General features: G+C 58.1%; 26 protein-coding genes. 9 read left to right on the forward strand and 17 right to left on the reverse strand.

Going from position 1 to position 23,647, the window contains the following annotated elements; genetic code table 11:
• Positions 1-418: 418 nt before the first annotated feature.
• The 3 genes from AFK65_RS11770 to mgrB form a co-directional block, all read right to left on the reverse strand.
• Positions 419-1,429, reverse strand: coding sequence for an MBL fold metallo-hydrolase (locus tag AFK65_RS11770; protein WP_038856932.1), 1,011 nt, complete (start codon positions 1,427-1,429; stop codon positions 419-421).
• A gap of 20 nt (positions 1,430-1,449) precedes the next feature.
• Complete coding sequence (locus AFK65_RS11775) at positions 1,450-1,737, reverse strand: YebO family protein (protein ID WP_007698801.1); 288 nt, start codon at positions 1,735-1,737, stop codon at positions 1,450-1,452.
• A gap of 69 nt (positions 1,738-1,806) precedes the next feature.
• Positions 1,807-1,950: a PhoP/PhoQ regulator MgrB gene (gene mgrB / locus AFK65_RS11780; protein ID WP_007698804.1), complete on the reverse strand. Its 144-nt coding sequence runs from the start codon at positions 1,948-1,950 to the stop codon at positions 1,807-1,809.
• A gap of 158 nt (positions 1,951-2,108) precedes the next feature.
• On the opposite strand from mgrB, the gene AFK65_RS11785 reads away from it, so the two are divergent.
• Positions 2,109-2,348, forward strand: coding sequence for a YobH family protein (locus AFK65_RS11785; protein WP_032804701.1), 240 nt, complete (start codon positions 2,109-2,111; stop codon positions 2,346-2,348).
• A 37-nt stretch (positions 2,349-2,385) separates the two neighbouring features.
• On the opposite strand, the gene kdgR is transcribed toward AFK65_RS11785, so the two are convergent.
• The 5 genes from kdgR to AFK65_RS11810 form a co-directional block, all read right to left on the reverse strand.
• Complete coding sequence (gene kdgR / locus AFK65_RS11790) at positions 2,386-3,177, reverse strand: DNA-binding transcriptional regulator KdgR (protein ID WP_032804702.1); 792 nt, start codon at positions 3,175-3,177, stop codon at positions 2,386-2,388.
• 228 nt (positions 3,178-3,405) lie between these two features.
• Positions 3,406-4,287, reverse strand: a complete 882-nt coding sequence (htpX, locus tag AFK65_RS11795; protein ID WP_004386682.1) for a protease HtpX — start codon at positions 4,285-4,287, stop codon at positions 3,406-3,408.
• A gap of 196 nt (positions 4,288-4,483) precedes the next feature.
• The gene (gene prc / locus AFK65_RS11800; protein ID WP_032804704.1) at positions 4,484-6,532 is read right to left on the reverse strand and encodes a carboxy terminal-processing peptidase; all 2,049 of its coding nucleotides are present in this window, start codon (positions 6,530-6,532) and stop codon (positions 4,484-4,486) included.
• A 19-nt stretch (positions 6,533-6,551) separates the two neighbouring features.
• Positions 6,552-7,241: an RNA chaperone ProQ gene (gene proQ, locus AFK65_RS11805; protein ID WP_007698832.1), complete on the reverse strand. Its 690-nt coding sequence runs from the start codon at positions 7,239-7,241 to the stop codon at positions 6,552-6,554.
• A 100-nt stretch (positions 7,242-7,341) separates the two neighbouring features.
• The gene (locus AFK65_RS11810) at positions 7,342-7,836 is read right to left on the reverse strand and encodes a GAF domain-containing protein (protein WP_007698840.1); all 495 of its coding nucleotides are present in this window, start codon (positions 7,834-7,836) and stop codon (positions 7,342-7,344) included.
• A 128-nt stretch (positions 7,837-7,964) separates the two neighbouring features.
• On the opposite strand from AFK65_RS11810, the gene yebS reads away from it, so the two are divergent.
• The 5 genes from yebS to AFK65_RS11835 all read left to right on the forward strand — a co-directional run bounded on the left by yebS (position 7,965) and on the right by AFK65_RS11835 (position 14,037).
• On the forward strand, positions 7,965-9,248 hold the full coding sequence (gene yebS / locus AFK65_RS11815; RefSeq protein WP_032804705.1) for a membrane integrity lipid transport subunit YebS: 1,284 nt from the start codon (positions 7,965-7,967) through the stop codon (positions 9,246-9,248).
• Positions 9,217-11,850 carry a PqiB family protein gene (locus AFK65_RS11820; protein ID WP_007698846.1) on the forward strand — a complete coding sequence of 878 codons (2,634 nt, stop codon included), beginning with the start codon at positions 9,217-9,219 and terminating at the stop codon, positions 11,848-11,850. The genes yebS and AFK65_RS11820 overlap by 32 nt, the downstream gene beginning before the upstream one ends.
• 124 nt (positions 11,851-11,974) lie before the next feature.
• Entirely contained in the window at positions 11,975-13,369 is a 1,395-nt protein-coding gene (rsmF, locus tag AFK65_RS11825) for a 16S rRNA (cytosine(1407)-C(5))-methyltransferase RsmF (protein ID WP_369835005.1), read from the forward strand.
• A gap of 112 nt (positions 13,370-13,481) precedes the next feature.
• Complete coding sequence (locus tag AFK65_RS11830) at positions 13,482-13,721, forward strand: YebV family protein (protein ID WP_007698851.1); 240 nt, start codon at positions 13,482-13,484, stop codon at positions 13,719-13,721.
• 124 nt (positions 13,722-13,845) lie between these two features.
• Entirely contained in the window at positions 13,846-14,037 is a 192-nt protein-coding gene (locus tag AFK65_RS11835; protein WP_007698854.1) for a YdfD/YebW family protein, read from the forward strand.
• Here the strand turns inward: AFK65_RS11835 and AFK65_RS11840 are convergent, their stop codons facing one another.
• From AFK65_RS11840 to yobA, 5 genes are all read right to left on the reverse strand, one after another.
• On the reverse strand, positions 14,038-14,673 hold the full coding sequence (locus AFK65_RS11840) for a metallophosphoesterase (RefSeq protein ID WP_038856929.1): 636 nt from the start codon (positions 14,671-14,673) through the stop codon (positions 14,038-14,040). It lies immediately after the preceding gene.
• Positions 14,674-15,029: 356 nt separating this feature from the next.
• Positions 15,030-15,122, reverse strand: a complete 93-nt coding sequence (locus tag AFK65_RS22265) for a KPN_01571 family protein (protein WP_004386672.1) — start codon at positions 15,120-15,122, stop codon at positions 15,030-15,032.
• A 521-nt stretch (positions 15,123-15,643) separates the two neighbouring features.
• Positions 15,644-15,982: a YebY family protein gene (locus tag AFK65_RS11845; protein ID WP_007698868.1), complete on the reverse strand. Its 339-nt coding sequence runs from the start codon at positions 15,980-15,982 to the stop codon at positions 15,644-15,646.
• A 14-nt stretch (positions 15,983-15,996) separates the two neighbouring features.
• Positions 15,997-16,866, reverse strand: a complete 870-nt coding sequence (copD, locus tag AFK65_RS11850; RefSeq protein ID WP_038856927.1) for a copper homeostasis membrane protein CopD — start codon at positions 16,864-16,866, stop codon at positions 15,997-15,999.
• Positions 16,867-16,870: 4 nt separating this feature from the next.
• The gene (gene yobA / locus AFK65_RS11855; RefSeq protein WP_038856926.1) at positions 16,871-17,245 is read right to left on the reverse strand and encodes a CopC domain-containing protein YobA; all 375 of its coding nucleotides are present in this window, start codon (positions 17,243-17,245) and stop codon (positions 16,871-16,873) included.
• A gap of 146 nt (positions 17,246-17,391) precedes the next feature.
• Here yobA and AFK65_RS11860 point away from each other — a divergent pair, with 146 nt between their 5' ends.
• On the forward strand, positions 17,392-17,622 hold the full coding sequence (locus AFK65_RS11860; protein ID WP_007698883.1) for a DNA polymerase III subunit theta: 231 nt from the start codon (positions 17,392-17,394) through the stop codon (positions 17,620-17,622).
• A 69-nt stretch (positions 17,623-17,691) separates the two neighbouring features.
• Positions 17,692-18,354, forward strand: coding sequence for an exodeoxyribonuclease X (gene exoX / locus AFK65_RS11865; RefSeq protein ID WP_007698885.1), 663 nt, complete (start codon positions 17,692-17,694; stop codon positions 18,352-18,354).
• Here exoX and ptrB read toward each other — a convergent pair.
• The 4 genes from ptrB to AFK65_RS11885 all read right to left on the reverse strand — a co-directional run bounded on the left by ptrB (position 18,351) and on the right by AFK65_RS11885 (position 22,317).
• On the reverse strand, positions 18,351-20,414 hold the full coding sequence (ptrB, locus tag AFK65_RS11870) for an oligopeptidase B (RefSeq protein ID WP_007698888.1): 2,064 nt from the start codon (positions 20,412-20,414) through the stop codon (positions 18,351-18,353). The genes exoX and ptrB overlap by 4 nt on opposite strands.
• Before the next feature lie 89 nt (positions 20,415-20,503).
• Entirely contained in the window at positions 20,504-21,184 is a 681-nt protein-coding gene (locus tag AFK65_RS11875) for a tellurite resistance TerB family protein (protein WP_007794391.1), read from the reverse strand.
• Positions 21,185-21,298: 114 nt separating this feature from the next.
• Positions 21,299-21,646, reverse strand: a complete 348-nt coding sequence (gene yebF, locus AFK65_RS11880; RefSeq protein WP_007698894.1) for a protein YebF — start codon at positions 21,644-21,646, stop codon at positions 21,299-21,301.
• A 320-nt stretch (positions 21,647-21,966) separates the two neighbouring features.
• Positions 21,967-22,317, reverse strand: a complete 351-nt coding sequence (locus tag AFK65_RS11885; RefSeq protein ID WP_007698897.1) for a YebG family protein — start codon at positions 22,315-22,317, stop codon at positions 21,967-21,969.
• Between the two features lie 132 nt (positions 22,318-22,449).
• Between AFK65_RS11885 and purT the strand changes: the two genes are divergently transcribed.
• Positions 22,450-23,628, forward strand: coding sequence for a formate-dependent phosphoribosylglycinamide formyltransferase (gene purT, locus AFK65_RS11890; RefSeq protein ID WP_038856925.1), 1,179 nt, complete (start codon positions 22,450-22,452; stop codon positions 23,626-23,628).
• Positions 23,629-23,647 lie beyond the last annotated feature (19 nt).

The raw sequence follows: 23,647 nt of genomic DNA on the forward strand, positions 1-23,647 counted from the left end.
CTCAACGGATCGCTATGTCACTGACAATAAAGCACAGAACGGGCGCACGAAGCCCTTTCAGGATAACCTCGCCGCCCGGTTCTGGCTTACAGCCAGATTACACCTTTTAACAGTAGCCCAGTTACTTCAGTTCGTCCAGGCGACATAAGGAAAGGCCGTGTCTTTATTTTCAGCTCTGTTATTATTTCTGCAAAAGCTTATTCATAAATGTGGTTAAACTTCATTTTAACGAGGCTTTATTACAGCCTGACGGCAGTAAATAATGTACAAATCGGAAAAAACTGTACAAGATAATTTCTCTTTGCACCAAAATAATGACATTTTAATGAACGCTGCCTCAAAAAGAGGCAGGCGGAATAAGACAAACTGATTAATAAATCATCCCGGCAGAAGTAAATTTAACCAGCCTGATATATTCTTACTCGGGTTTATTTGCCGTCAGAGATAAATATTGTCCGATACGGCGCGGCGCGAACGTTTCCGCTTTTTCGCCGCGTTCGGCAAGCGCGCTTAATAGCTCAGCGGGTGGCGCATCCAGCGATTCATCCGCCAGTTCAAAAACGCCCCAGTGAATCGGAATGGCGAGCGGGCGTCCCACATCCTGCCAGAGCCCGACCGCCTGCTGCGGGTCCATATGGTGCGGCGCCATAAACCAGCGCGGCGCGTAGGCGCCGATGGGTATGGCTGCTCCCGTCAGCGGCCCCAGGCGGCGAGGGATTTCCAGTAGCTCAGGCGTATACCCGCTGTCGCCGCTAAACCAGAAACGCTTCGAGGCGCTTTCAATCACCCAACCGCACCACAGCGAGCGATTGCGGTCCCACGGGGTGCGCATGCTCCAGTGCTGCGCCGGAACGGCGGTCATTTGCAGCCCTGCCACGGACTGGCTCTCCCACCAGTCGAGTTCAGTAACGTCGCGGATGCCGCGCTTCACAAACCACCCTTTCAGGCCCAGCGGCACAAAAAACGCCGCGTCAGGAAAGCGTTTCGCCAGGCGGCGTATCGTACTGTTGTCCAGATGATCGTAATGGTTGTGCGAAATCAGTACCGCGTCGATACGCGGCAGGCGGGCGAATTCCAGCGGCAGCGGCGTTTTACGGGCGGGGCCGTAAAAGCTCACGGGCGAAGCCCGGCGGGAAAAAAGGGGATCGGTGAGAATATAACGGCCATTGAGACGAAGCAGCAGCGTGGCGTGGCCGAGCCACCAGACGCCGTCCTCTTCGCCTTCAATCACCGCAGGCTGCCACCACTGGCGGATAAACGCGTCGTACCCGCCGCCAGGCGGGTGCGGCAGCCCCTGGGCTTTACGCTCATCCTGCCAGCGGCGCAGATCGCCAGGCTGATGCCCGACCTCCTGCGTATTGCAAAAGCCGTCCGGGCGATGATGGGCTTTTGTCGGATCGTACCAGGGATTCTTCCAGACCATGCCCATCACCTCCGGGGCGTTGACGATTAGCGTTCAGCCACCAGGCGGACGAAACCGTCGTCCTCATCCTGCGTCGCGGCGGGCGTGGCGGCAGGCGTCTGCGCCTCCGGCTCGTTCGCGTCGCACAGACGACGCAGCAGCGCCGTCTGACGCTTTTCCTGCTCAAGCAGCGCTTCCAGCAGTTCTACCTGCTGATTTGCGCGCACGCTTGCACGGTTGATAAAGAACCAGGCCACCAGCGCCACGATGGCGCCAAAGAGAGAAATCGCCAGGGAGGCGAAATTTAAAGCACCAGAATTGATAATGTCGTTCATGCTAACCACCTCAGGGAAACGCGTTATCTTACCACCGCTGCGGCGTAAGGGCATCGCCTGACTGACGCGTTACCAGGGAATGAACTTATTAATGGTACAAATGCCGCTGAAAAACTGAACGTCCTGATCGCACATCACATTGATCGTCTGCGTCCACAGCAATAAACAGGCCACCAGCACGGCCAGCAAAATAGCCCATCTGAATTTTTTCACTACCTTCTCCGTTACGGCATTTACAGGGCCAAATTATCACGGAAACCTTAAACCAAATATCACTGTAACGGTAAGTCACGTAATACGGAATCCTCTCCTTGCGACGAAGCGGCAGGCGCGGCAGGCTGTACGCCTGAACGTAAAAAAACGGAGCCGTAATGCGCTATTTGATTCGTATCGCCGCGCTCGTCGTCGTGGCCTGGGTTGCGCTGCTTTTCAGTGGTTATGGAATTTTGATCGGCAGTCATGAGAATGCGGCAGGCTTAGGGTTGCAGTGCCGCTATCTGACGGCAAGACAGGTGGTGAGCGCGCAGTTTATTCATTCCGACAGCGGGCTTATCGGTCTTACCGCCTGTCCGGTGCTGCGAAAAAGCGAAACCGTCGTGGATAACGGTTAACGCAATAAAACGCCGCAGGCCCGCTGCGGCATTTTTATCAGAACGGGTAGTCGTTGTAACCCATCTGTTCGGAGATTTTCCGCGCGGCGGTATGCAGAATTTCGACATACTCGTGCAGACGCTCTTCGGAGAAACGCAGCGTCGGGAAAGAGATGCTCAGCCCCGCGATCACCACCCCAAAGCGGTCGAATACCGGCACCGCGATGCAGCGCAGCCCTTCTTCCTGCTCTTCGTTATCTTCGCCGTAACCGTGCTCGCGCACCTGATCCAGCACCGGCAGTAACGCGTCGGTAGAAACAATAGTACGATCGGTACTGCGCTTATACTCGACGCCTTCAAGGATCTGTCGAACTTCGTCGCGGTCGCGCCAGGCCAGCAGCACTTTACCGATAGCGGTACTGTAGAGCGGGTTGCGGCGACCGATGCGCGAATACATACGCAGGTTATACATCGAGTCGATTTTATGGATGTAGACAATGCTGTCTTCATCCAGCGCGCCCAGGTGAATCGTTTCTTTCGTCAGGCGCGACAGTTCGCGCATCTGAATATCCGCGCTGCGGATAAGATCGACATTCTGTAGCGCACGGGCGCCCAGCTCAAAGAGCTTGAGCGTCAGGGAATACTTTTCCGACTCCCCTTCCTGGGCAACGTAGCCCAGCGATTTCATGGTCTGCAAAAAGCGGTAAACGGTGCTTTTTGACATCATGACGCGCTGCGACAACTCGGTGATACCAATTTCCCGCTCTTCACCCAACGCCTGCAAGATACCAAAGACCTTGAGCACCGAAGAGACGGAGTCAGGCTGTTTATCTAAGTCTGCGATTGCCATTGATCACCTCGATCGCATTTGTTTTATAAAAATCAGAACCGGTTTTTATTATAAATTCCGGGCGACGGCACCGCAATGAATCTGTGCCCGCGTATGATAATTCTGCGACATAAAACCTGATTAGCGGTCAGGGATATATCTTCAGCAGCGGATCAAGCGCTTAGCGCCTGCCAGAGCCCAAAAAAAAGCGCGCCATAAGGCGCGCTTTCGTCTTTATCGCTTACACGATTATTTCAGGTATTCACCGCTACGCAGGGCTTCGATACGTTTATCCAGCGGCGGGTGCGTCATGAACAGTTCGCTCAGCGATTTTGATTTACCATTGATGCAGAACGCCATCATGCTGCTAGCCTCCTGCGGTTCATAGCTGGTTTTCAGGCGCTGGAGCGCGGCAATCATTTTCTCGCGGCCCACCAGTTTCGCGGAGCCGGCGTCAGCGTGGAATTCGCGGTAGCGCGAGAACCACATCGTGATGATGCTCGCGAGGATACCGAACACCAGTTCCAGCACGGTCGCGACCGCGAAGTAGATCAGCGGGTTGCCGTTGCTCTCTTCGCCTTCGTCGCGGTTGCCGCCGAGAAAACCGGCCGCCACCTGCGCGATAATACGCGAAATGAAAATCACGAAGGTGTTCACCACGCCCTGAATCAGCGTCATGGTGACCATGTCGCCGTTGGCGATATGGCTGATTTCGTGCGCGATTACCGCCTCCGCTTCATCGCGGCTCATGTTCTGCAACAGGCCGGTACTCACCGCCACCAGCGAGGCGTCGCGGCGCGCGCCTGTCGCAAACGCGTTGATATCCGGCGCGTGATAAATCGCCACCTGCGGCATGGCGATGCCCGCCTGGCGCGACTGCTGCGCCACGGTATCCATCAGCCAGCGTTCTGTTTCATTACGCGGCGCTTCGATAACTTCACCACCCACCGATTTCAGCGCCATCCATTTGGACATCAGCAGCGAAACGATCGAGCCGCCGAAGCCAAACAGCAGCGCCATGATCAGAAGGCCCGTCACGCTGCTTGACTGGATCCCTGTCAGGCTGAGCACCAGACCGAACACCACCATGACGGCCAGGTTAGTCAACAGGAAAAGCGCAATTCGCATCATAATTTTCTTTTTACCTCGGTTTAACAATACGCGTTATGCGATTACACACATCGTAGGGGCGCGCACGGCGTTTTCAAGCATCACAGGCTGGCAAGTCTCTAAAAATACGAAACTTTACATTTTGTAGCATTTAGCTGACGGGGCTTAACACGACGCTAAAAAAACCGGCGCCTCTGAGTGCGCCAGTTGGGGAGTTTTACTTCTGCGGATCAGCGGGCTGCGCCGTTTTCTCTTTGGTCATCTTCGCCAGGTCAAGGGCGATATGCACCGTTTCATCGAGATACGGATCGGGCTCCTGATAATCCTTCGGCAGATCCTCAAGCTTCGCCAGCGGCGGTTTGCCGGCACGCTTCAGACGATCGTTGATACGCGCCAGTCGGGTTGCGTCATCTTCATGGTTCTCTTTTTCACGCTGGGCAAGATTAAGCGACACAATGTTACGCTTATCTTTCATCGCGTTATAACGAGCAATATCCTTGATGATGTACTGGAACTCCGGATCTTTCGCGATACGGTCGTTGTGGTCTTTCAAAAGCTCAGGGCCGAGCGGCTTCAGGTCGCCAGATTTTCCATAGGTGGCGGCGTTGATGCTGTCCCACGGCAGCGCGTTATCCTCGAATTTCTCACCGGTTTCCGTCTCTTCATTGCCGGTTGGCATGATGATATCCGGCGTGACCCCTTTACGCTGGGTACTGCCGCCGTTAACGCGGTAGAATTTCTGGATGGTGTACTGCACGGAACCCAGCGCCGGCCATTCCGGGCGCAGCATCTGATCGTAGATGCGGTTCAGCGAACGGTACTGCTGCACAGTGCCCTTGCCGAACGTCGGCTCGCCGACAATCAGCGCACGGCCGTAATCCTGCATGGCGGCGGCGAAAATCTCAGACGCCGAGGCGCTGAAACGGTCGACCATCACCACCAGCGGGCCTTTGTAATACACCACGCCGTCGGTGTCGCGGTCTTCACGCACTTTGCCGTTGTTATCACGCACCTGTACCACCGGGCCAGATGGAATAAACAGACCGGAGAGCGATACCGCTTCCGTCAGCGCGCCACCGCCGTTAGAGCGCAGGTCGATGATCACGCCCGCGACGTTCTGCTTCTCAAGTTTCTGAAGCTGCACTTTCACGTCATCGGTCAGGCCGACGTAGAAGCCTGGGATATCCAGCACGCCGATTTTTTCTTTACCGACATTTTTCACCGACATCTTCACGGCGCGATCTTCAAGACGAATGCGCTCACGCGTCAGCGTCACGATGCGGGTTTTGGTGCCTTTACCGGCAGGCAGAACTTCAAGGCGTACTTTACTGCCCTTCGGCCCTTTAATGAGCGCGACGACGTCGTCAAGGCGCCAGCCGATCACATCCTGCATCTGCTGGCCGACCTGGCCTACGCCGACAATGCGATCGCCAACGCTAATCGCCTTGCTCTTCGCCGCCGGGCCGCCCGCGACCATGGAGTTGATGACGGTATAGTCATCATCCATTTGCAGAACGGCGCCGATGCCCTCAAGCGAGAGGCTCATTTCGGTGTTGAACTGCTCGGTGCTGCGCGGCGAGAGATAGTTGGTATGCGGATCAATCTCATGCGCGAAGGCGGTCATCGCCAGCGAGAACACATCTTCGCTGTTGGTCTGCGCCAGGCGGCGGATCGCGAATTTGTAACGCTTGGTCAGCGTTTCGCGGATTTCCGCATCGGTTTTACCGGTCAGCTTCAGGCTCAGCTCGTCATATTTGACTTTGCCGTCCCAGAGTTTATTCAACTCCGCCTCGCTGGCAGGCCAGGGCGCCTTGCTGCGATCGATATCAAACGTATCGTTACCGGTGAAATCCATCGGTCTTTCCAGCACTTTCAGCGCGTACTGATACCGCTCAAAACGGCGCTGCTGCGCCAGATTGTAGAGATCGTAAAACACATCGAGCTTGCCGCTGCGCAGTTCATCGCCAATCTGCCCTTTTTTCTTCGCGAACTGCTCAACGTCCCCCGCCAGCAGCACGTTATGGCTGTAGTCGAGGAGGTTGAGGTAACGGTCGAAGATTTTGGCGGAGAAGGCTTCGTTCAGATCGAACTGGCGATAGTGAGAGCGGGTGAACCTGGAGGTCACGCGCTCGCTAACGGTGGCATGCTGCGGCTCTTCTTTCAGAACCGGGATCTGGTCAGGACGGGTAATGTCATCCACGGCCAACGCCTGACCCGCCATCAGCAGCAGGCCGGCGACGGCGGTAAGCTTAAAAAAAGTGTTCATGCCCTGGTTGACCTCCGTTTCAGAACAATAAATGTTCTGCGCGTACAATCATCGACATACCAGAAGTCAGCTGTACACGGACGCCATCTTTGGTAATTTCCTGCACGGTGGCGTCCATCGCGTTGTTGCCTGCTTTGACCTTGATGGCCTGGCCGACGCTGAGCGCCGTAATGTCAGACACCGGAGTATGGCGCTCTTCACGCGCAGGGCGCGATGGTTTGGCGGCGGCAGGTTTAGCGGCGCGCGGTTTGCGCTCGGCGTTTTCCTGGCGACGCGGCGCCGGACGCGGCTTACGTTCACGACGCGCAGCGCCGTTCTCTTCGCCTTCAGCGCCGGACGCTTCGCGTTTTTTCGCCTGCTGCTCGGCGCGCTGCGCCTGAACGCGGGCTTTCGCTTCTTCAAGCTGCTTGCGGGCGTGTTCTACGTGCTGTTCTTCCAGAACGCCGCACGGGTTGCCGTCGAGATCGACGCGCGTGGCACCGGGTTTGATGCCGTAAAGATAGCGCCAGCTCGACGTATAAAGACGTAATGCGGAACGAAGTTGCGTTTTGCTGAGGTTCATTTCGCCCTCAACACGCTCCACCAGATCCTGAAAAATGCCGATCTTCAGAGGACGCGCTTCGCCTTCAGCACTGAAACACTGCGGAAAACGTTCGGCCAGAAAGGCGATAACTTCTTTACTGCTATTCAACTTAGGTTGATTTTCCATGAAATTTCCTGATTACAACGGATGTTGCCAACAAGCCGCAGGCATGAACAGGCGTCATTATAATGACGCCATCGGTAAATGCCACGTTATCCGTTGCTTATCATGCGACTGGCGCAAAGAATTTTTTAAAGTCGGTGGCGGCGATAACGGCTTCAAGCTGTTCCACGAGGGTACGCAGCCCCTGCTCGTCGTCAGCGTCGAAGCGGTTAAAGACGGTGCTGTCGATATCCAGCACGCCGATAATCTGCCCGCCCGCGCGCAGCGGCAGTACGATTTCAGCATTGCTGGAGGCGTCGCAGGCGATATGGCCGTCGAACGCATGCACGTCATCCACGCGCTGCACCTCGCCGGTCGCGACCGCTGTACCGCACACGCCGCGGCCGTAAGGGATACGCACACAGGCGATTTTGCCCTGGAACGGGCCGAGCACCAGCGTCTTATCTTCGAGCAGGTAGAAACCCGCCCAGTTCACGCCTTCAAGGCGTTCGAAGAGCAGCGCGCTGGTATTCGCGAGCGTCGCGAGAAAACTGGTTTCCCCTGCCATAAGGGAGTGAAAATCGCGATTGAGTTCCGCGTAAAATTGTGTTTTGTTCATTAATCCGATCGCTTTGTTGTCTTACTTACTCTGCCAGCCTACTAAAATAAGCATTAAATGCGCTCATGCTCAAGATTAATCATTTCATGAGTTACGATAACAGAATCATATAAAAACATGCTTCGCACATGGCACTCAAAACTCAACAGATTTCTCCTGGCAAAAAACTGAACATTCACGCCATCGGCGAGCCGTTGCCGCTGGCACATTATCAGCGTTGTCCGCAATGCGATATCCTTTTTATGCTGCCAGTGGTGAAGTCGAACCAGACGGCATACTGCCCGCGCTGCGACGCGAAGATTCGCGACGGACGCGACTGGTCTTTAACCCGGCTGGCGGCGATGGCCATTACCATGCTGCTGTTGATGCCATTCGCGTACAGCGAACCGCTGCTGCGTCTCTACCTGCTCGGCACGCGCATCGACGCCAACCTTTTCCAGGGCATCTGGCAGATGACTCGCCAGGGCGATACCATCACCGCCGCGATGGTGCTGTTCTGCTCGGTGGGCGCGCCCGCGACGCTGGTGGCCGCTATCGCCTATCTCTGGTTCGGCAATATTCTCGGCATGAATCTGCGCCCGGTCCTGCTGATGCTGGAGCGGCTGCGCGAATGGGTGATGCTGGATATCTATCTGGTGGGCATCGGCGTCGCGTCCATTAAAGTGCGCGAATACGCCTGGCTTGAGCCGGGCATCGGGCTGCTGGCGTTTGTGGCGCTGGTGGTGTTGAGCGTGCTGACGCTGATTCATCTTAATGTTGAAGAGCTCTGGGAGCGGTTTTATCCCCAGCGCCCCGCCACGCGCTATCACGAGGATCTCCGCGTCTGTCTCGGCTGCCACTACACCGGCGTGCCGGATAACCGCGGGCGCTGCTCACGCTGCCATATTCCGCTGCGCCGCCGTCGCCGGCAGAGTTTGCAAAAATGCTGGGCGGCGCTGATTGCCTCGATGGTGTTTCTGCTGCCCGCCAACCTGCTGCCGATCTCCATTATTTATATTAACGGTTCGCGCCAGGAAGATACGATCATGTCGGGTATCATCTCGCTGGCGCAGAGCAATATTCTGGTGGCGGGCGTCGTGTTCGTCGCCAGTATTCTGGTGCCGTTCACTAAAGTGCTGGTGCTGCTGACGCTTTTAGTGAGCATCCATTTTAAATGTCAGCAGGGGCTGCGCGCGCGTATTCTGATGTTACGCCTGGTCGCCTGGATTGGCCGCTGGTCGATGCTCGATCTGTTTGTGATTTCTCTTACGATGTCGCTGGTCAACCGTGACCAGCTGTTGTCGTTTGTCATGGGGCCGGCGGCGTTTTATTTCGGCGCGTCGGTGATTTTGACTATTCTTGCTGTTGAATGGCTGGACAGCCGCTTACTTTGGGACGCACATGAGTCAGGAAACGCCCGCTTCACAGACTGAAGCGCGAATTAAAACAAAACGTCGCATCTCTCCGTTCTGGATCCTGCCCGTTATCGCATTGCTGATAGCGGGCTGGCTTATCTGGACCACCTATGAAGAGCGAGGCACCACCGTTACTATCGACTTTATGTCCGCCGACGGGATCGTCGCCGGGCGTACGCCGGTGCGCTATCAGGGCGTCGAAGTCGGCACCGTACAGGATATTCGCCTGAGCGACGACCTGAATAAAATCGAAGTGACGGTCAGTATCAAAAATGACATGAAAGACGCGCTGCGCGATCAGACGCAGTTCTGGCTGGTGACGCCCAAAGCCTCGCTGGCGGGGGTTTCCGGGCTGGATGCGCTGGTGGGCGGTAACTATATCGGCATGATGCCGGGCGAAGGCGAGCCGCGCGACCACTTCCGGGCGCTCGATACCCAGCCGAAATATCGCCTCAATACCGGCGAGCTGATGATCCATCTTCACGCGCCGGATCTCGGCTCGCTGAACAGCGGCTCGCTGGTTTACTACCGTAAAATTCCGGTCGGCCGCGTGTATGACTACTCCATCAACACCGATAAACAGGGCGTCACCATCGACGTTATCATCGAGCGGCGTTTCACCAACCTGGTGAAAAAAGGCAGCCGCTTCTGGAACGTCTCCGGCGTGAAAACCAACATTGGGCTGAGCGGCGCCAAAGTCGAGCTGGAGAGCCTGGCGGCGCTGGTCAACGGGGCTATCGCCTTTGACTCGCCCGCGGATTCCGCGCACGCCGACCAGAACGACACCTTCGGGCTGTATGAAGATCTCGCCCACAGCCAGCGCGGCGTGCTGGTGAAGCTCGATCTCCCCGGCGGTCAGGGGCTCAAGGAGAACTCCACACCGTTAATGTATCAGGGGCTTGAGGTGGGCACGCTGACCAAACTGAATCTCAATCCTGGCGGCGCCGTCACTGGCGAGCTGACGGTCGACCCGAGCGTCGTGAATCTGCTGCGTGACGGCACGCGCATTGAGATGCACAGCCCGAAACTCTCGCTCAATAACCCCGAAATCAGCACGCTCCTGACCGGCAGCACGCTGGAGCTGGTGCCGGGCGAAGGCCAGCCGCGCAGCCATTTCGTCGTCCTGCCGGATGATAAAACGCCGCTGCAAAAGCCGGGCGTGTTGACGCTGACGCTGAACGCGCCGGAAAGCTACGGCATCGACGCCGGCCAGCCGGTTATCCTCCACGGCATTCAGATTGGCCAGGTGCTGGAGCGCTCTCTGACGGCCAAAGGCGTCAGCTTCGCGGTGGCGATTGATCCGCAGTACCGCGAGTTACTTAAAGGCGACAGTAAATTTGTGGTCAACAGCCGCGTGGATGTGAAAGTGGGCCTCGACGGCGTCGAGTTTCTCGGCGCCAGCGCCACCGAATGGCTGAGCGGCGGCATCCGCGTCCTGCCGGGCGATAAAGGCGAAATGAAAAACGAATACCCGCTTTACGCCAATCTGGAAAAAGCGGTGGAAAACAGCTTAAGCGATATGCCGACCACGACGCTGACGCTGACCGCCGAAAGCCTGCCGGATGTTCAGGCAGGTTCTGTAGTGCTGTACCGTAAATTCGAAGTGGGCGAAGTGATCACGGTACGCCCGCGCGCCAACGCGTTTGACATTGAAGTGCATATCAAGCCGGAATACCGCAAGCTGCTCACGCCGAACAGCGTTTTCTGGGCCGAAGGCGGCGCGAAAGTGCAGCTCAACGGCAGCGGTCTGACCGTGCAGGCCTCGCCGCTCTCCCGCGCGCTGAAAGGCGCCATCAGCTTTGATAACCTCAACGGCGCGGGCGCGGGGCTTGGCGAAAAAGACAAGCGCACCCTCTATCCGTCAGAAACCGCCGCCCGCGCGGTGGGCAGCCAGATAACGCTGCACGCGTTTGATGCCGGCAAGCTCGCGCCGGACATGCCGATTCGTTATCTCGGTATCAATATCGGCCAGATCGAATCGCTGAAGCTCATTACCGATCGCAATGAGGTGCAGGCGACGGCGGTGCTCTACCCGGAATATGTGAATACCTTCGCGCGCGCCGGCACGCGGTTCTCGGTTGTCACGCCGCAAATCTCCGCCGCGGGCGTCGAGAATCTCGACACTATCCTGCAACCCTATATCAACGTTGAGCCGGGACGTGGGCCGGGCCGCCGCAGCTTCGAACTGCAGGAAGCGACGATTACCGATTCCCGCTACCTCGACGGCCTGAGCATTATTGTGGAAGCGCCGGAGGCCGGGTCGTTGAATATCGGCACGCCGGTGCTGTTCCGCGGTATCGAAGTGGGCACGGTGACCGGGATGTCGCTTGGCAGCATGTCCGATCGCGTGATGGTGGCGATGCGCATCAGCAAGCGCTATCAGCACCTGGTGCGCGAGAACTCGATCTTCTGGCTCGCCTCCGGCTACAGCCTGAACTTCGGGCTGGTGGGCGGCGTGGTGAAAACCGGCACGTTTAACCAGTTCATTCGCGGCGGCATCGCGTTCGCCACGCCGCCAGAAACGCCGCTCGCGCCGAAAGCGCAGCCTGGTAAACACTTCCTGTTGCAGGACAGTGAGCCGAAAGAGTGGCGTCAGTGGGGCACCGCCCTTCCCCGTTAACGCCAGCGCCCCGGTGTCACGCCGGGGCGTTTGTGTTACACTTCGCGCCCTCTTTTTCTGCCCGCTGAGGTGTCCCGTGGCGCAATCCGGTTCTGTCTGCCTTCCTGAAGCTTTCCTTGATGTTATGCGTGATGCGATGCCCGCCGGGCTTGCGATGGACGATTTCATCGCCGCCTGCCAGCGCCCGCTGCGTCGCAGCATTCGCGTCAACACGCTGAAAATCAGCGTTGCGGAATTCCTTGCGCAGGTGGCGCCCTACGGCTGGCAGTTAACGCCCGTGCCGTGGTGCCCGGAAGGCTTCTGGATCGAGCGCGATGACGAGGACGCGCTGCCGCTCGGCAGTACCGCCGAGCATTTAAGCGGCCAGTTTTATATTCAGGAAGCGAGCTCCATGCTGCCGGTGGCGGCGCTGTTCGCCGACGGCAACACGCCTGCGCGCGTGATGGACGTAGCGGCAGCGCCCGGCTCGAAAACCACTCAGATCGCCGCGCTGATGCAAAACCAGGGCTTTATTCTCGCCAATGAATACTCCGCCAGCCGGGTTAAGGTGCTGCACGCGAATATCAGCCGCTGCGGCATTCGCAATGTCGGCCTGACCCATTTTGACGGCCGCGTTTTCGGCGCCGCGCTGCCGGAGCAGTTTGACGCCATTCTGCTGGACGCGCCCTGCTCAGGCGAAGGCGTGGTGAGAAAAGATCCGGATGCGCTGCGCAACTGGTCGCCGCAAAGCAACCAGGAAATCGCCGCCACCCAGCGCGAGCTTATCGACAGCGCGTTTCATGCGCTCGCCCCCGGCGGCACGCTGGTCTATTCCACCTGCACGCTGAACCGCGAAGAGAATCAGGAGACGGTGCGCTGGCTGCTGGCGCGCTACCCGCACGCGGTGGAAGTGCTTTCGCTTGAAGCCCTCTTCCCCGGCGCCGACGCGGCGCTGACCGAAGAAGGCTTTCTGCACGTTTTCCCGCAGATCTACGATTGCGAAGGCTTTTTTGTCGCACGACTGCGTAAAACCGCAGGCGTCGAACCGCTGCCCGCGCCAACTTACAAAGTGGGCGCATTCCCCTTCGCGCCCATGAAAACGCGCGAGGCGCAGGCGGTCATCACCGCGGCCAGCAAGGTCGGGCTCTCCTGGGACGAGACGCTTGAATTGTGGCAGCGCGATAAAGAGATCTGGTTGTTCCCGCAGGCATTCGCGCCGTTCATCGGCAAAGTGCGGTTCTCACGCACTGGCATTCGTCTGGCTGAAGTCCATAATAAAGGGTACCGCTGGCAGCACGAAGCCGTGGTGGCGCTGGCCGGAAGCGATAATCCGCTCGCCTTTGAGCTGACTGCCGAAGAGGCCCAGGAGTGGTATCGCGGGCGCGATGTCTGGCCGCAGACGGCGCCGGACGCCGATGATGTGATTGTCACTTTCCAGCATCAGCCGCTGGGGCTTGCCAAAAAAGTGGGCAGCCGTCTGAAAAACAGTTATCCCCGCGAACTGGTGCGCGACGGCGTTCTGTTCAGCGCGCCGGAGTAAGGCGCGCAAAAAAACATCAATGCAATTTTTGGCATTTCTTGCGCTTTTGACTACGCTTAACGATGGGGCCTGACTGGTCATACCACCCGTGTACTGTCTGAGGGAGAACGTTATGTCAAAAACCAGCGTAAAAATCGGTACTTTCGAGATAGATGATGCAGAGCTGCACGGCAACGCGCCCGGCGAGCGCAAGCTGAGCATTCCCTGCAAATCGGATCCGGATCTCTGCATGCAGCTTGATGCCTGGGACGCCGAAACCAGTATTCCTGCCGTGCTCAACGGCGAACACTCTGTGCTATACCGCGAACATTACGATCAACAAGCTGATGCCTGGATCATGCGTCTTGCCTGATTCAAAAAGAACCCGTCGCTGAAGGCGGGTTATTTATTTACACGTCCTGATTCAGAACCTTCGGTTTTCCCTTCCCCCTCGCTTCTCCTACACTTATGACAAACGTTGTCACACAGAGGACGCCATGTTCGCTCTGGTTTTATTTGTTTGTTATCTGGATGGCGGTTGCGATGACATCGTCGTGGATGTGTTCAATACGGAGCAGCAGTGTCTGAAAGCGATGGATGAGCAGAAGATGCGCCACGGGGGCTGCTACCCCGTTGAAGATTTTATTGACGGCTTCTGGCGCCCGGCGCGCGAGTACAGCGATTTCTGATCACTGCACGCGTATCAGCGTTAGCGGATTGCCGAAGACCGCGCCGGTATCGATGTAATTCAGGTTACCGCGGCTAAGCGGCTCGCGCAGCGGCGTGTGACCAAAATAGAACGCGTCCGCGCCTGCTATGTGCTCCTCTTTCCCTGCCGATACCCTGTTTATTCTTGTCCGGCTCCAGACCACCGCCTGCTCATCGATCGACTGACCCCAAACGTAGCGCGACGCCGGATAATCGGCGTGCGCCACCACGATGAGTCTGCCGTGACTTTGTAGCTCAACCACCAGCGGCAGTTCGCGCGCTCTGGCGAGCTGCGCCTGCGCCTCCTGCTTCGCGACGTCAGAGAGCCCCGAATACCAGTTGCCGCCGTTGATCGCCCACAGCGTGTTGTCGCCAGTCTCCAGCGCCATCGCTTCATGATTGCCGCGCACCGCGTAAAACCAGCGTTTGCCGATAAGCCGCAGGCAGCCCAGACTGTCGGGACCGCGATCGATTACGTCCCCGACTGAAATCAACGCATCGACGCGCGGGTCGAAACGCTCGCGTTTTAGGGCGCTGACCAGCGCCTGCAAACAACCGTGCAGATCGCCCACGATATATATGTGTCGCCACGCCGCGCCGTCGATTCGCTGATACATCGCCTGCTCCTCTGTTATCAGGCAAGTATAGCGCTGCGCGCCGTGGCATCATGGCTTTTGCGTCTTTGCCAGACTTCTCTCGCCCGCGTGACTGCCGGGCATTCCTCATGACCCTCAAAAGTATGTTGTAACTAATTAAGGCGCAGAGACGCTTTTATCCCATTAATTCGCGGTGGGACGCTTACCCGGCTAAGGATGTTCTATGCTTAAGGCAAGCAATGTCGGGAGGTGTCGGATGACTATTTTTACTCACGAAGCTATCGTCAGTTTTATCGGCTGTGTTGTGGCGGCTATTTTTATGCTCTGGCTGTTTGGCCGTAAACACGATAAATAACCCCACCACGCGTCAGGCCGGTTTACCACAGCCCCATAACGGATGAGGCGCCGGCCAGTTCACGAAGCGCGTCGAGCGTCAGAAGCAGGCCAAAAACGTAGATAAACGGATTCATCGGGATTAACTCCTTGTTTTCCTTCTCCCACTATACTTCATCCCTTAGCCTGCTACCGGTTCGCCTTCACAAATCCACCAGATTTAGTGGGCAACATTTCTTCGGTCTGCACCGTTCCAAATGAAACTACGCCTTGTGCCACCGGCGCGACTGTGCCGCAGTGACCGTTTTAACGGTGGCGATAAAAAAGCCTGGACGACGATACCGCAGCCTGTGTTATGGTTGAGTCATGAAGGTAAAGCGGAAGTTATGGATTGACACGCGATCCTTCCCCTGGATAAAAAAAGACCGAATACGATTCCTGTATTCGGTCCAGGGAAATGGCTCTTGGGAGAGAGCCGTGCGCTAAAAGTTGGCATTAATGCAGGCTCAGTCGCCTTGCCTCTTAAGAATAGATGACGACACCAGCTTTTCCAGTTTGCGACCAAACTCGCAACAAAAAGCGGTCAGAACGTCATAAAAAAGAAAAACCGCAACGCGCCTTGCTGCGCAGTTGCGGTTTTTTTATGCGTGGCAGGAAATTAGCAGAGTTTCTGCGCGCGCTCGATAAACGGCGCCAGGCTCATCTTCTGCCCCGGGTGCGCCGGATCGTCAATCTGAATGACCGAAATCGGCTGGCCGGTTACTTTCCCCTGCGCCAGCTGCTTTTCAGCGATATCGTTCAGCGGATACTGCATCAGCGTGCTGGGATTGATAGCAAACAGCGCATCGCCAGGACGGCACGCGAGCATCACCTCTTCTCGGTTGAACGCCCATTTGTCTTTGCCTATCTCATAGCGGCTGACCGTAATAATCTGCGGCGCGGCGAGAGCCATGCCGGAACAGGAGAGCATCAGCAGCGCAAGCAGCGATTTCTTCATTTCTTTCTCACCAGTTAAAAAGGTTCCCAGGTGGCGAACAGGCTGACGCTTAGCAGCACCAGCGCACCGAGCGCCACCTCCAGTTTAGTCATCAGGATAAACCGGCGCTGCGCCGTCGCCTGACGTGAAAATTTCGGCACCAGAACATAGCGGTTAATCAGCGCGATGACTACCATCACCGACACCAGCGCGATTTTAAATGCCAGCATACGGACATAGCCACTTTGCAAAGGCCACGCCACGCCGAGGATCAGTACGCTGTTCACAAGGCCTGTCGCGATAACCCCCGCCACGGCCACATGTCCGTAGCGTGAAAAGCGCATCATGGCGGTAATGGCGTCCGCGCGCCACGTCGCCTCTTTCGCCATACGCATCAGCATTAAGAGTGGTACGAGACCGCCAAACCACCAGGCGGCGCACAGCACATGCAGCGCATAACAGAGCCGCTGGAGCGCGCCGGCCAGCCCCTCGTGCATCGCGCCATGCCCGACGCCCGCGAGCAACACGAGCTGCGCGCAAAACAGTAACAGCAACAGTCCACTGCGCCGCAACGCCCGCCAGAAACACGGCAGCGTCACCAGCGCCAGCAGGATTTGCCACAGCCACACCGCGCCAAAGCGCGTCGATAACATCGCCTGCCAGATAGCCGGGCGCAGGCTGTCCGCCGCGCCGTCGCCCATCAGCCCCGCCTGCACCGCGAAAATCGCCACGGCGCAGATAATCGTCGCCAGCGCAGCGCAGAGCCAGAGCGCGCGCAGGCGCTGCGCGAGAGACTGTCCGATCGCGGCAGGCGCCAGCCACGCGCAGAACAGCGCCCCGCCCGCGCCGAGCATCAGCGCGGCGACATGTACGAAGCGCAGCGCGACATAAACGCTTTCCAGCACGACGTTACTTCACGCTAAACCGGTAGCTGCCTTTGGTTTTATGGCCATCCACCGACACCACGTGCCACTGCACCTGGTACTCGCCGCTCGCCAGCGGCGCGGCAAGCGGCGCTACCAGCTGTTTATCGTCATTCGGCGCGCGTTTGACCGCGCCGGTGTCCGTTTTTTTGCCATCAGGGCCGGTCAGCGTTACGCCGCTGAACGCAGGCTCAATGCCTTCGGAAAAGGTTAAGGTCAACGCCTCGGGCGATGCGTCGACCGTCGCGTTCGCGGCGGGCTGCTGCGCTTTCAGATGCGCATGCGCCAGTACGGCGGGCGTGGTCATGACGGCGGCGACAAGCGCCAGCGCACGGCAAAAACGTGCGGCAAACAGTGCCATATCAGTCATTCCTTTTTATTATAAATCAGGCGCAAGAATACCCTCGCGCTGATGGCAAGTCGAGCCGGGAAGGCACATCCCGCCACATAAGGCTTGTCATCCGGCGCGCGGCGCAGTACCTTCACGGCGATTAAGAGGAGCACACCATGAACCAGAACCTTGCCCTGCTTCCGCAGGAAGAGATGGATAAAGTGAACGTCGATCTGGCGGCGTCCGGCGTGGCGTTTAAAGAGCGCTACAATATGCCGGTCATCGCCGAAGCCGTAGAGCGCGAACAGCCTGAGCATTTGCGCGACTGGTTTCGCGAGCGTCTTATCGCGCATCGCCTGGCGTCGGTGAACCTCTCCCGCCTGCCTTACGAGCCTAAAATGAAATAACGGCTTTCTGCCTCGCCCCCGATCCAGTGATGATGGCGGGCGTCTGTTTTCCCTTCCGGCGGAGCGCATATGCTACGGATTATTGATACCGAAACCTGCGGCCTGCAGGGCGGCGTTGTCGAAGTGGCGTCGGTGGACATCATCGACGGCGCGATAGTCAACCCGATGAGCGATCTGGTGCGCCCGGACCGCCCTATCAGCCATCAGGCGATGGCGATACATAACATTACCGAGGCGATGGTCGCGGATAAACCGTATATCGAAGAGGTGATCCCGCGCTACCACGGCAGCCAGTGGTATGTGGCGCATAACGCCAGCTTTGACCGTAAAGTCCTGCCCGAAATGCCGGGCGAGTGGATCTGCACCGTCAAGCTGGCGCGCCGCCTGTGGCCAGGCATTCGCTACAGCAATATGGGGCTGTACAAATCCCTCAAGCTACAGGTGGAAACGCCTGCGGGCCTGCATCATCACCGCGCGCTGTTTGACTGCTACATTACGGCGGCGCTGCTGCTGGAGATCATGAAAGTCTCCGGCTGGACGCCGGAAGAGATGGTGAATATCACCGGCCGCCCGCAGCTTATCGCCACGCTGCCGTTTGGCAAGTACCGCGGCGAGCCGGTGGCGGATATCGCCGGGCGCGATCCGGGGTATCTGCGCTGGATGCTCAATAACGTCAAACAGCTTAACCCGGATTTGCGTCTGACATTAAAGCACTACCTCGATAACGATTAATCCGCGAGCTGGTCCGGCGGCAGCGTGCCCTGGGCCAGCCCAATCAGAAACGCGTACTCCATCGCCACCCCCTCGTACGATTTAAAGCGCCCCGATTTCCCGCCGTGCCCGGAATCCATATCGGTACAGAGCAGCAGCAGATTGTCATCGGTTTTCAGCTCGCGCAGTTTCGCCACCCATTTCGCCGGCTCCCAGTACTGCACCTGCGAATCGTGCAGGCCGGTCGTCACCAGCAAATGCGGATAGCGCTGCGCGCTGACGCAGTCGTAGGGGCTGTAGCTTTTCATGTAGAAATAGTACTCCCTGTCCGCCGGGTTGCCCCACTCCTCAAATTCACCGGTGGTGAGCGGAATGGATTCATCGAGCATCGTAGTGACGACATCGACAAACGGCACCTGCGCAATCACGCCGCGAAAGAGCTCCGGACGCTCGTTAATCGCCGTGCCCATCAGCATGCCGCCCGCGCTGCCGCCCATGCCGAACAGGTATGCCGGATCGCCATGGCCCTGCGCCAGCAGCGCGTCGCACACGTCGAGATAATCGTTAAAGGTGTTTTTCTTCTTCAGGAACTTCCCTTCTTCATACCACTGCTGGCCGAGCTCGCCGCCGCCGCGCACATGGGCGATGGCGTAGACGAAGCCGCGATCCAGCAGGCTCAACCGGCTGGCGCTGAAATCGGCGTCGATACAGGTGCCGTAAGAGCCGTAGCCGTAGACCAGCAGCGGGTTTTTCCCTTCGCGGAAATGGTCTTTGTGATAAACGAGCGACACCGGCACTTCAACGCCGTCGCGCGCGGTGATCCAGAGGTGTTCGCTCTGGTAGTTGGCGGCGTCAAACCCCGCCACTTCGGTCTGTTTCAGCACGCGACGCTCGCCGGTTTCCATGTTCAGCTCAAAAAGCGTGTCCGGCATGGTCATCGACGAGTAGCCGTAACGCAGCTTGCTGGTCTCCGGCTCCGGGTTGTAGGCAACCCAGGTGACATACGCCGGATCGTCAAACGCGATGCCGGTTGATTCATGGGTTTTGCGGTTGATTTGCCGCAGGCTGGTGAGGCCGCGCTGGCGCTCTTCCACCACCAGCCAGTCGGCAAACAGCGTAAAGCCCTCCAGCATCACATGCTCGCGCGCCGGAATAATCTCTTCCCAGCGCGCTTCATCGCGCACGCGGCTGCGGTACAGCCCGAAGTTTTTCCCGGCGCGGTTGGAGCGGATGTAAAACATATGCTGGAAGTGATCGACGCTGTATTCATGATCTTTACGGCGCGGCAGGAAGCTTAGCGGCGGCGCGTCCGGGAGATCGGCGTTCACCAGCAACACTTCCGTCGTGGTGGCGCTGCCGAGGAAAATCAGAATGAAATTCTGCGACGTGGTCTTATAGAGGCTGACGTAAAACGTCTCGTCTTTCTCTTCATAGACCAGCTCATCCTGATCGGCCGCGGTGTCGAGCGTGTGTCGCCAGATCTGGTACGGCAGCAGCGTCACGGGATGTTTACGCACGTAATAGAGCGTGCGGGAGTCGTTGGCCCAGACGAAACTCGCCGAGACGTTTTCCAGCACCTCCGGGTACCACTGCCCGGTGTCGAGATTGCGAAAGCGCAGCCCGTACTGGCGGCGTGACAAAAAATCTTCCGCCACCGCCATCACCGTGTTATCCGGCGCGATATCCATACCGCCGAGCGTATAGAATTCGCTGCGGGCGGCGCGCTTATTGCCATCCAGCAGGATTTCCCACTCTTCCCACTCGCTGTGTATCACCGACTGACGCTGATAAATCGCGTATTCGCAGCCCGTTTCGTAAATCTGCCGGTAGCGATAGCCATTTTTCACATAGGGCGCCGAGACATCACGCGGCGGAATGCGGCTGACCATTTCAGAGAGCAGCCGCTCTTCCAGCGCGCTTTGCGTGGACATGACGCGTCGCCCGTAGTCATTCTCCTGGCGTAAGTAATCCAGTACGTCTGGCTGCGCGCGCGTGTCGTCCCGCAGCCAGTAATAGTTGTCGATGCGGGTGTCGCCATGCTGAGTGATGGCGTAGGGGATCTGTTTCGCTTTCGGTGGCATGTCGCTGTTCTTTTTGTTTAACACCCTGTAAGGGTGGCAAAACCCGCGCGCGTTGCAAGCGAAACATGCCTGTTTATGGCATTATCTGCTTATCCCGGCAGCGCTTTTTTCTCCTGCTGGATGTCGCGCTCAATCTCGTCACGCACCTCCTGCGGGATTTTCAGGGCGTCGCCAAGCGCCTGCAGATAGCTGCGCTCCATAAAGTGATCGATATCGATCGCGGCACAGCTCAGGAAGTAAAGCTCCAGCGCCTCTTCTTCGTTTTTCACGTCGGCGGCAAGACGCATCGGGTCGAGCGGCTGATTGATCGCCTGCTCCACCAGTATCCGCCCCTGCTCTTCAATGCCCGCTTCGCGCAGCTGGCGCTCAATGGCCGCGCGCTCGCTGTCATCGATATGCCCGTCGCTTTTGGCGGCAAACACCAGCGCCAGCACGAGACGCTCGGCGCGGCGATCCAGCGGCGTCTGCTGCTGGCCGTACTGCGGCTCGTCCTGGTGCGCCGCGCGGATTTTATCTTTGTACTTGTTCCACAGTACCGTACCCGCCACGGCCCCGCCGCCCACCAGCAATGCGCCGCCGCCATATTTCGCGAGCAGCTTGCGCGACGATTTGCTGGCCACCAGTAAGCCCGCGAGACCGCCGAGCGCGCCAGGCGTTATCAGGTTGCTTAACCCTTTGGAGCGCAACGCGTCCTGAATGCCGGACTTACCGGACGACGCACCGCCGCTTTGTCCCAGCATCGACTGAAGCTGTGTTAACCAGTTGCTCATTATTGTCCTCTGCGCTGATGAGTGATAACCCAAGCGTAAGCGAGCGGACGTCAAGATGTGTCGGGGAACCGCAAGGAAGGGAAAAGACGCGGCCCCGAACAGGGCCGCAGAGGATCAGTGCTGGTAATGCGCCTCGCCTTTGACGCAGTCGACCATCACTTTATAGTGAATGTCGGTGTTTTTACCGCGCACGGTCAGCGGCACTGTCCATTTATCGTCTTTGCCGACGATCTCTTTGCTGTTGATCCAGGCGACCGGATCGGCCTGCCCTAACGTTTTCTGATCGTCCGCCCACTTCACAATGCGGTTTTGCAGGTAGTCGCGCTTGACGCTCGCTGCGATGCCTTCCGCCGTCATGCCTTCACATTTAGGGAAATGCACCTGGCGCGGATCGTCAGCGTGCGCGGCGTTTGCCGCGGTGAGTAATGCAAAAGAAATCAGGGCTCCTGCGAATTTTTTCATCGTACTTCTCCGAAGACGGGGGATGAAAAAAGTCTGGTACAAAAACAGCGAAGCGCAAGGGAACCCCAACAAGATGAGGGGATAAAACAGAGGGAATAATTTAAAAGCGGACAGCGGACAGCGGACAGCGGACAGCGGACAGCGGACAGCGGACAGCGGACAGCGGACAGCGGACAAAGATAACAGAGAAGAATACGCGCGTGGCAACAGCCACTGCGTTCAGCAGGCGCAGGGCGCGTCACCGGTGCGCAAAATCGCGGCGTAACTGAAAACCGCGCCGCTGGCCAGGTAAACCCGCCAGCGGCACAGGGAGAAGGCTATCAGGCCGCTTTCGTGCGTTTACGCGCGCTGTGCAGCGCGACGGCGCCCTCTTCATCTTCAGCCGTCTCTTCCGGGACAGCCTCTGCCGCGCTGTCAGTCTGCTCGCTGGTCTCCTGCGGCAGACGACCGGTGCGCACGATGGTGCTGAGGTTGTCTTTCTGCTCCGCCATCCACAGCGCCAGCTGTTCGACCTGACCTTCCGCGAAACCGACAGGCGCCTGGCCCAGCCAGCCTTCCAGGGCTTCGGCTAAGTCCAGCATTTTGTCCCAGGCGTCGGCTTCCTTCTTACTGGCAAATGACATTTTTTCCACACCCTCACGGATAACGACGTATTTAATTTCTACCGCCATGATGCAACTCCCGTTACTGTATTTATATACAGTATAAACCTGTGCGAATCGAAATGCAAACAGCGCGCGATGCGCAAAGCAAACGTTTTCGTATATACTGCCGCCAGAATTTCACACAGCAGGAATATCGCTATGGCTATGTTAGGAACCGCACTGCGCCCGTCAGCAACCCGCGTAATGCTGCTCGGCTCAGGAGAGCTCGGAAAAGAAGTGGCGCTTGAATGCCAGCGTCTGGGCATTGAGGTCATCGCCGTCGATCGCTACGCCGATGCGCCCGCCATGCAGGTGGCGCACCGCAGCCACGTTATCAATATGCTCGACGGCGCGGCGCTGAAAAAACTGGTGGCGCAGGAGATGCCGGATTTCATCGTGCCGGAGATTGAAGCCATCGCGACCGACGCGCTTGTCGAGCTTGAACAGCAGGGCCAGCGCGTGGTGCCCACCGCGCGCGCCGCGCGTCTCACCATGAACCGAGAAGGTATTCGCCGCCTCGCCGCCGAAGAGCTTGGCCTGCCGACCTCCGCGTATCGCTTCGCCGAAAACGAAGCGGAATTTCGTGAAGCGGTGGAGGAAATCGGCCTGCCGTGCATCGTCAAACCCGTCATGAGCTCCTCCGGCAAGGGCCAGAGCTTTATTCGCAGCGAAGAGATGCTGGACGGTGCCTGGCGGTACGCGCAACAGGGCGGACGCGCAGGGGCGGGCAAAGTCATCGTTGAAGGCGTGGTGCAGTTCGATTTTGAGATTACCTTACTGACCATCAGCGCCGTTGACGGCGTGCATTTCTGCGCGCCGATAGGCCATCGCCAGGAAGATGGCGATTACCGCGAATCCTGGCAGCCGCAACAGATGAGTGATGTGGCGCTCGCGCGCGCGCAGGAGATTGCGCAAAAGGTGGTAGAGGCGCTCGGCGGTTACGGTCTGTTCGGCGTAGAGCTGTTTGTCTGCGGCGACGAGGTGATATTCAGTGAAGTGTCGCCGCGCCCGCACGATACCGGGATGGTGACGCTTATCTCTCAGGATCTCTCAGAGTTCGCGCTGCACGTACGCGCGTTTCTCGGCCTGCCGGTCGGCGGCATTCGCCAGTACGGCCCAGCCGCCTCGGCGGTGATCCTGCCGACGCTGAAAAGTGATGACGTGAAGTTTGGCGAACTCTCCGGGGCGCTGGGCGCCGGTCTGCAACTGCGCCTTTTCGGCAAGCCGGAAATCGACGGTTCACGCCGCCTCGGCGTGGCGCTCGCGACAGGCGAGACGGTCGATGACGCCATCGCGCGCGCGAAGGCCTCCGCCGCCGCCGTGATCGTTAAAGGATAAAAAAACGCGCCGCCCGTGA

The organism is Cronobacter universalis NCTC 9529, from assembly GCF_001277175.1.
In the GTDB taxonomy this organism is placed as follows: Bacteria; Pseudomonadota; Gammaproteobacteria; order Enterobacterales; family Enterobacteriaceae; genus Cronobacter; species Cronobacter universalis.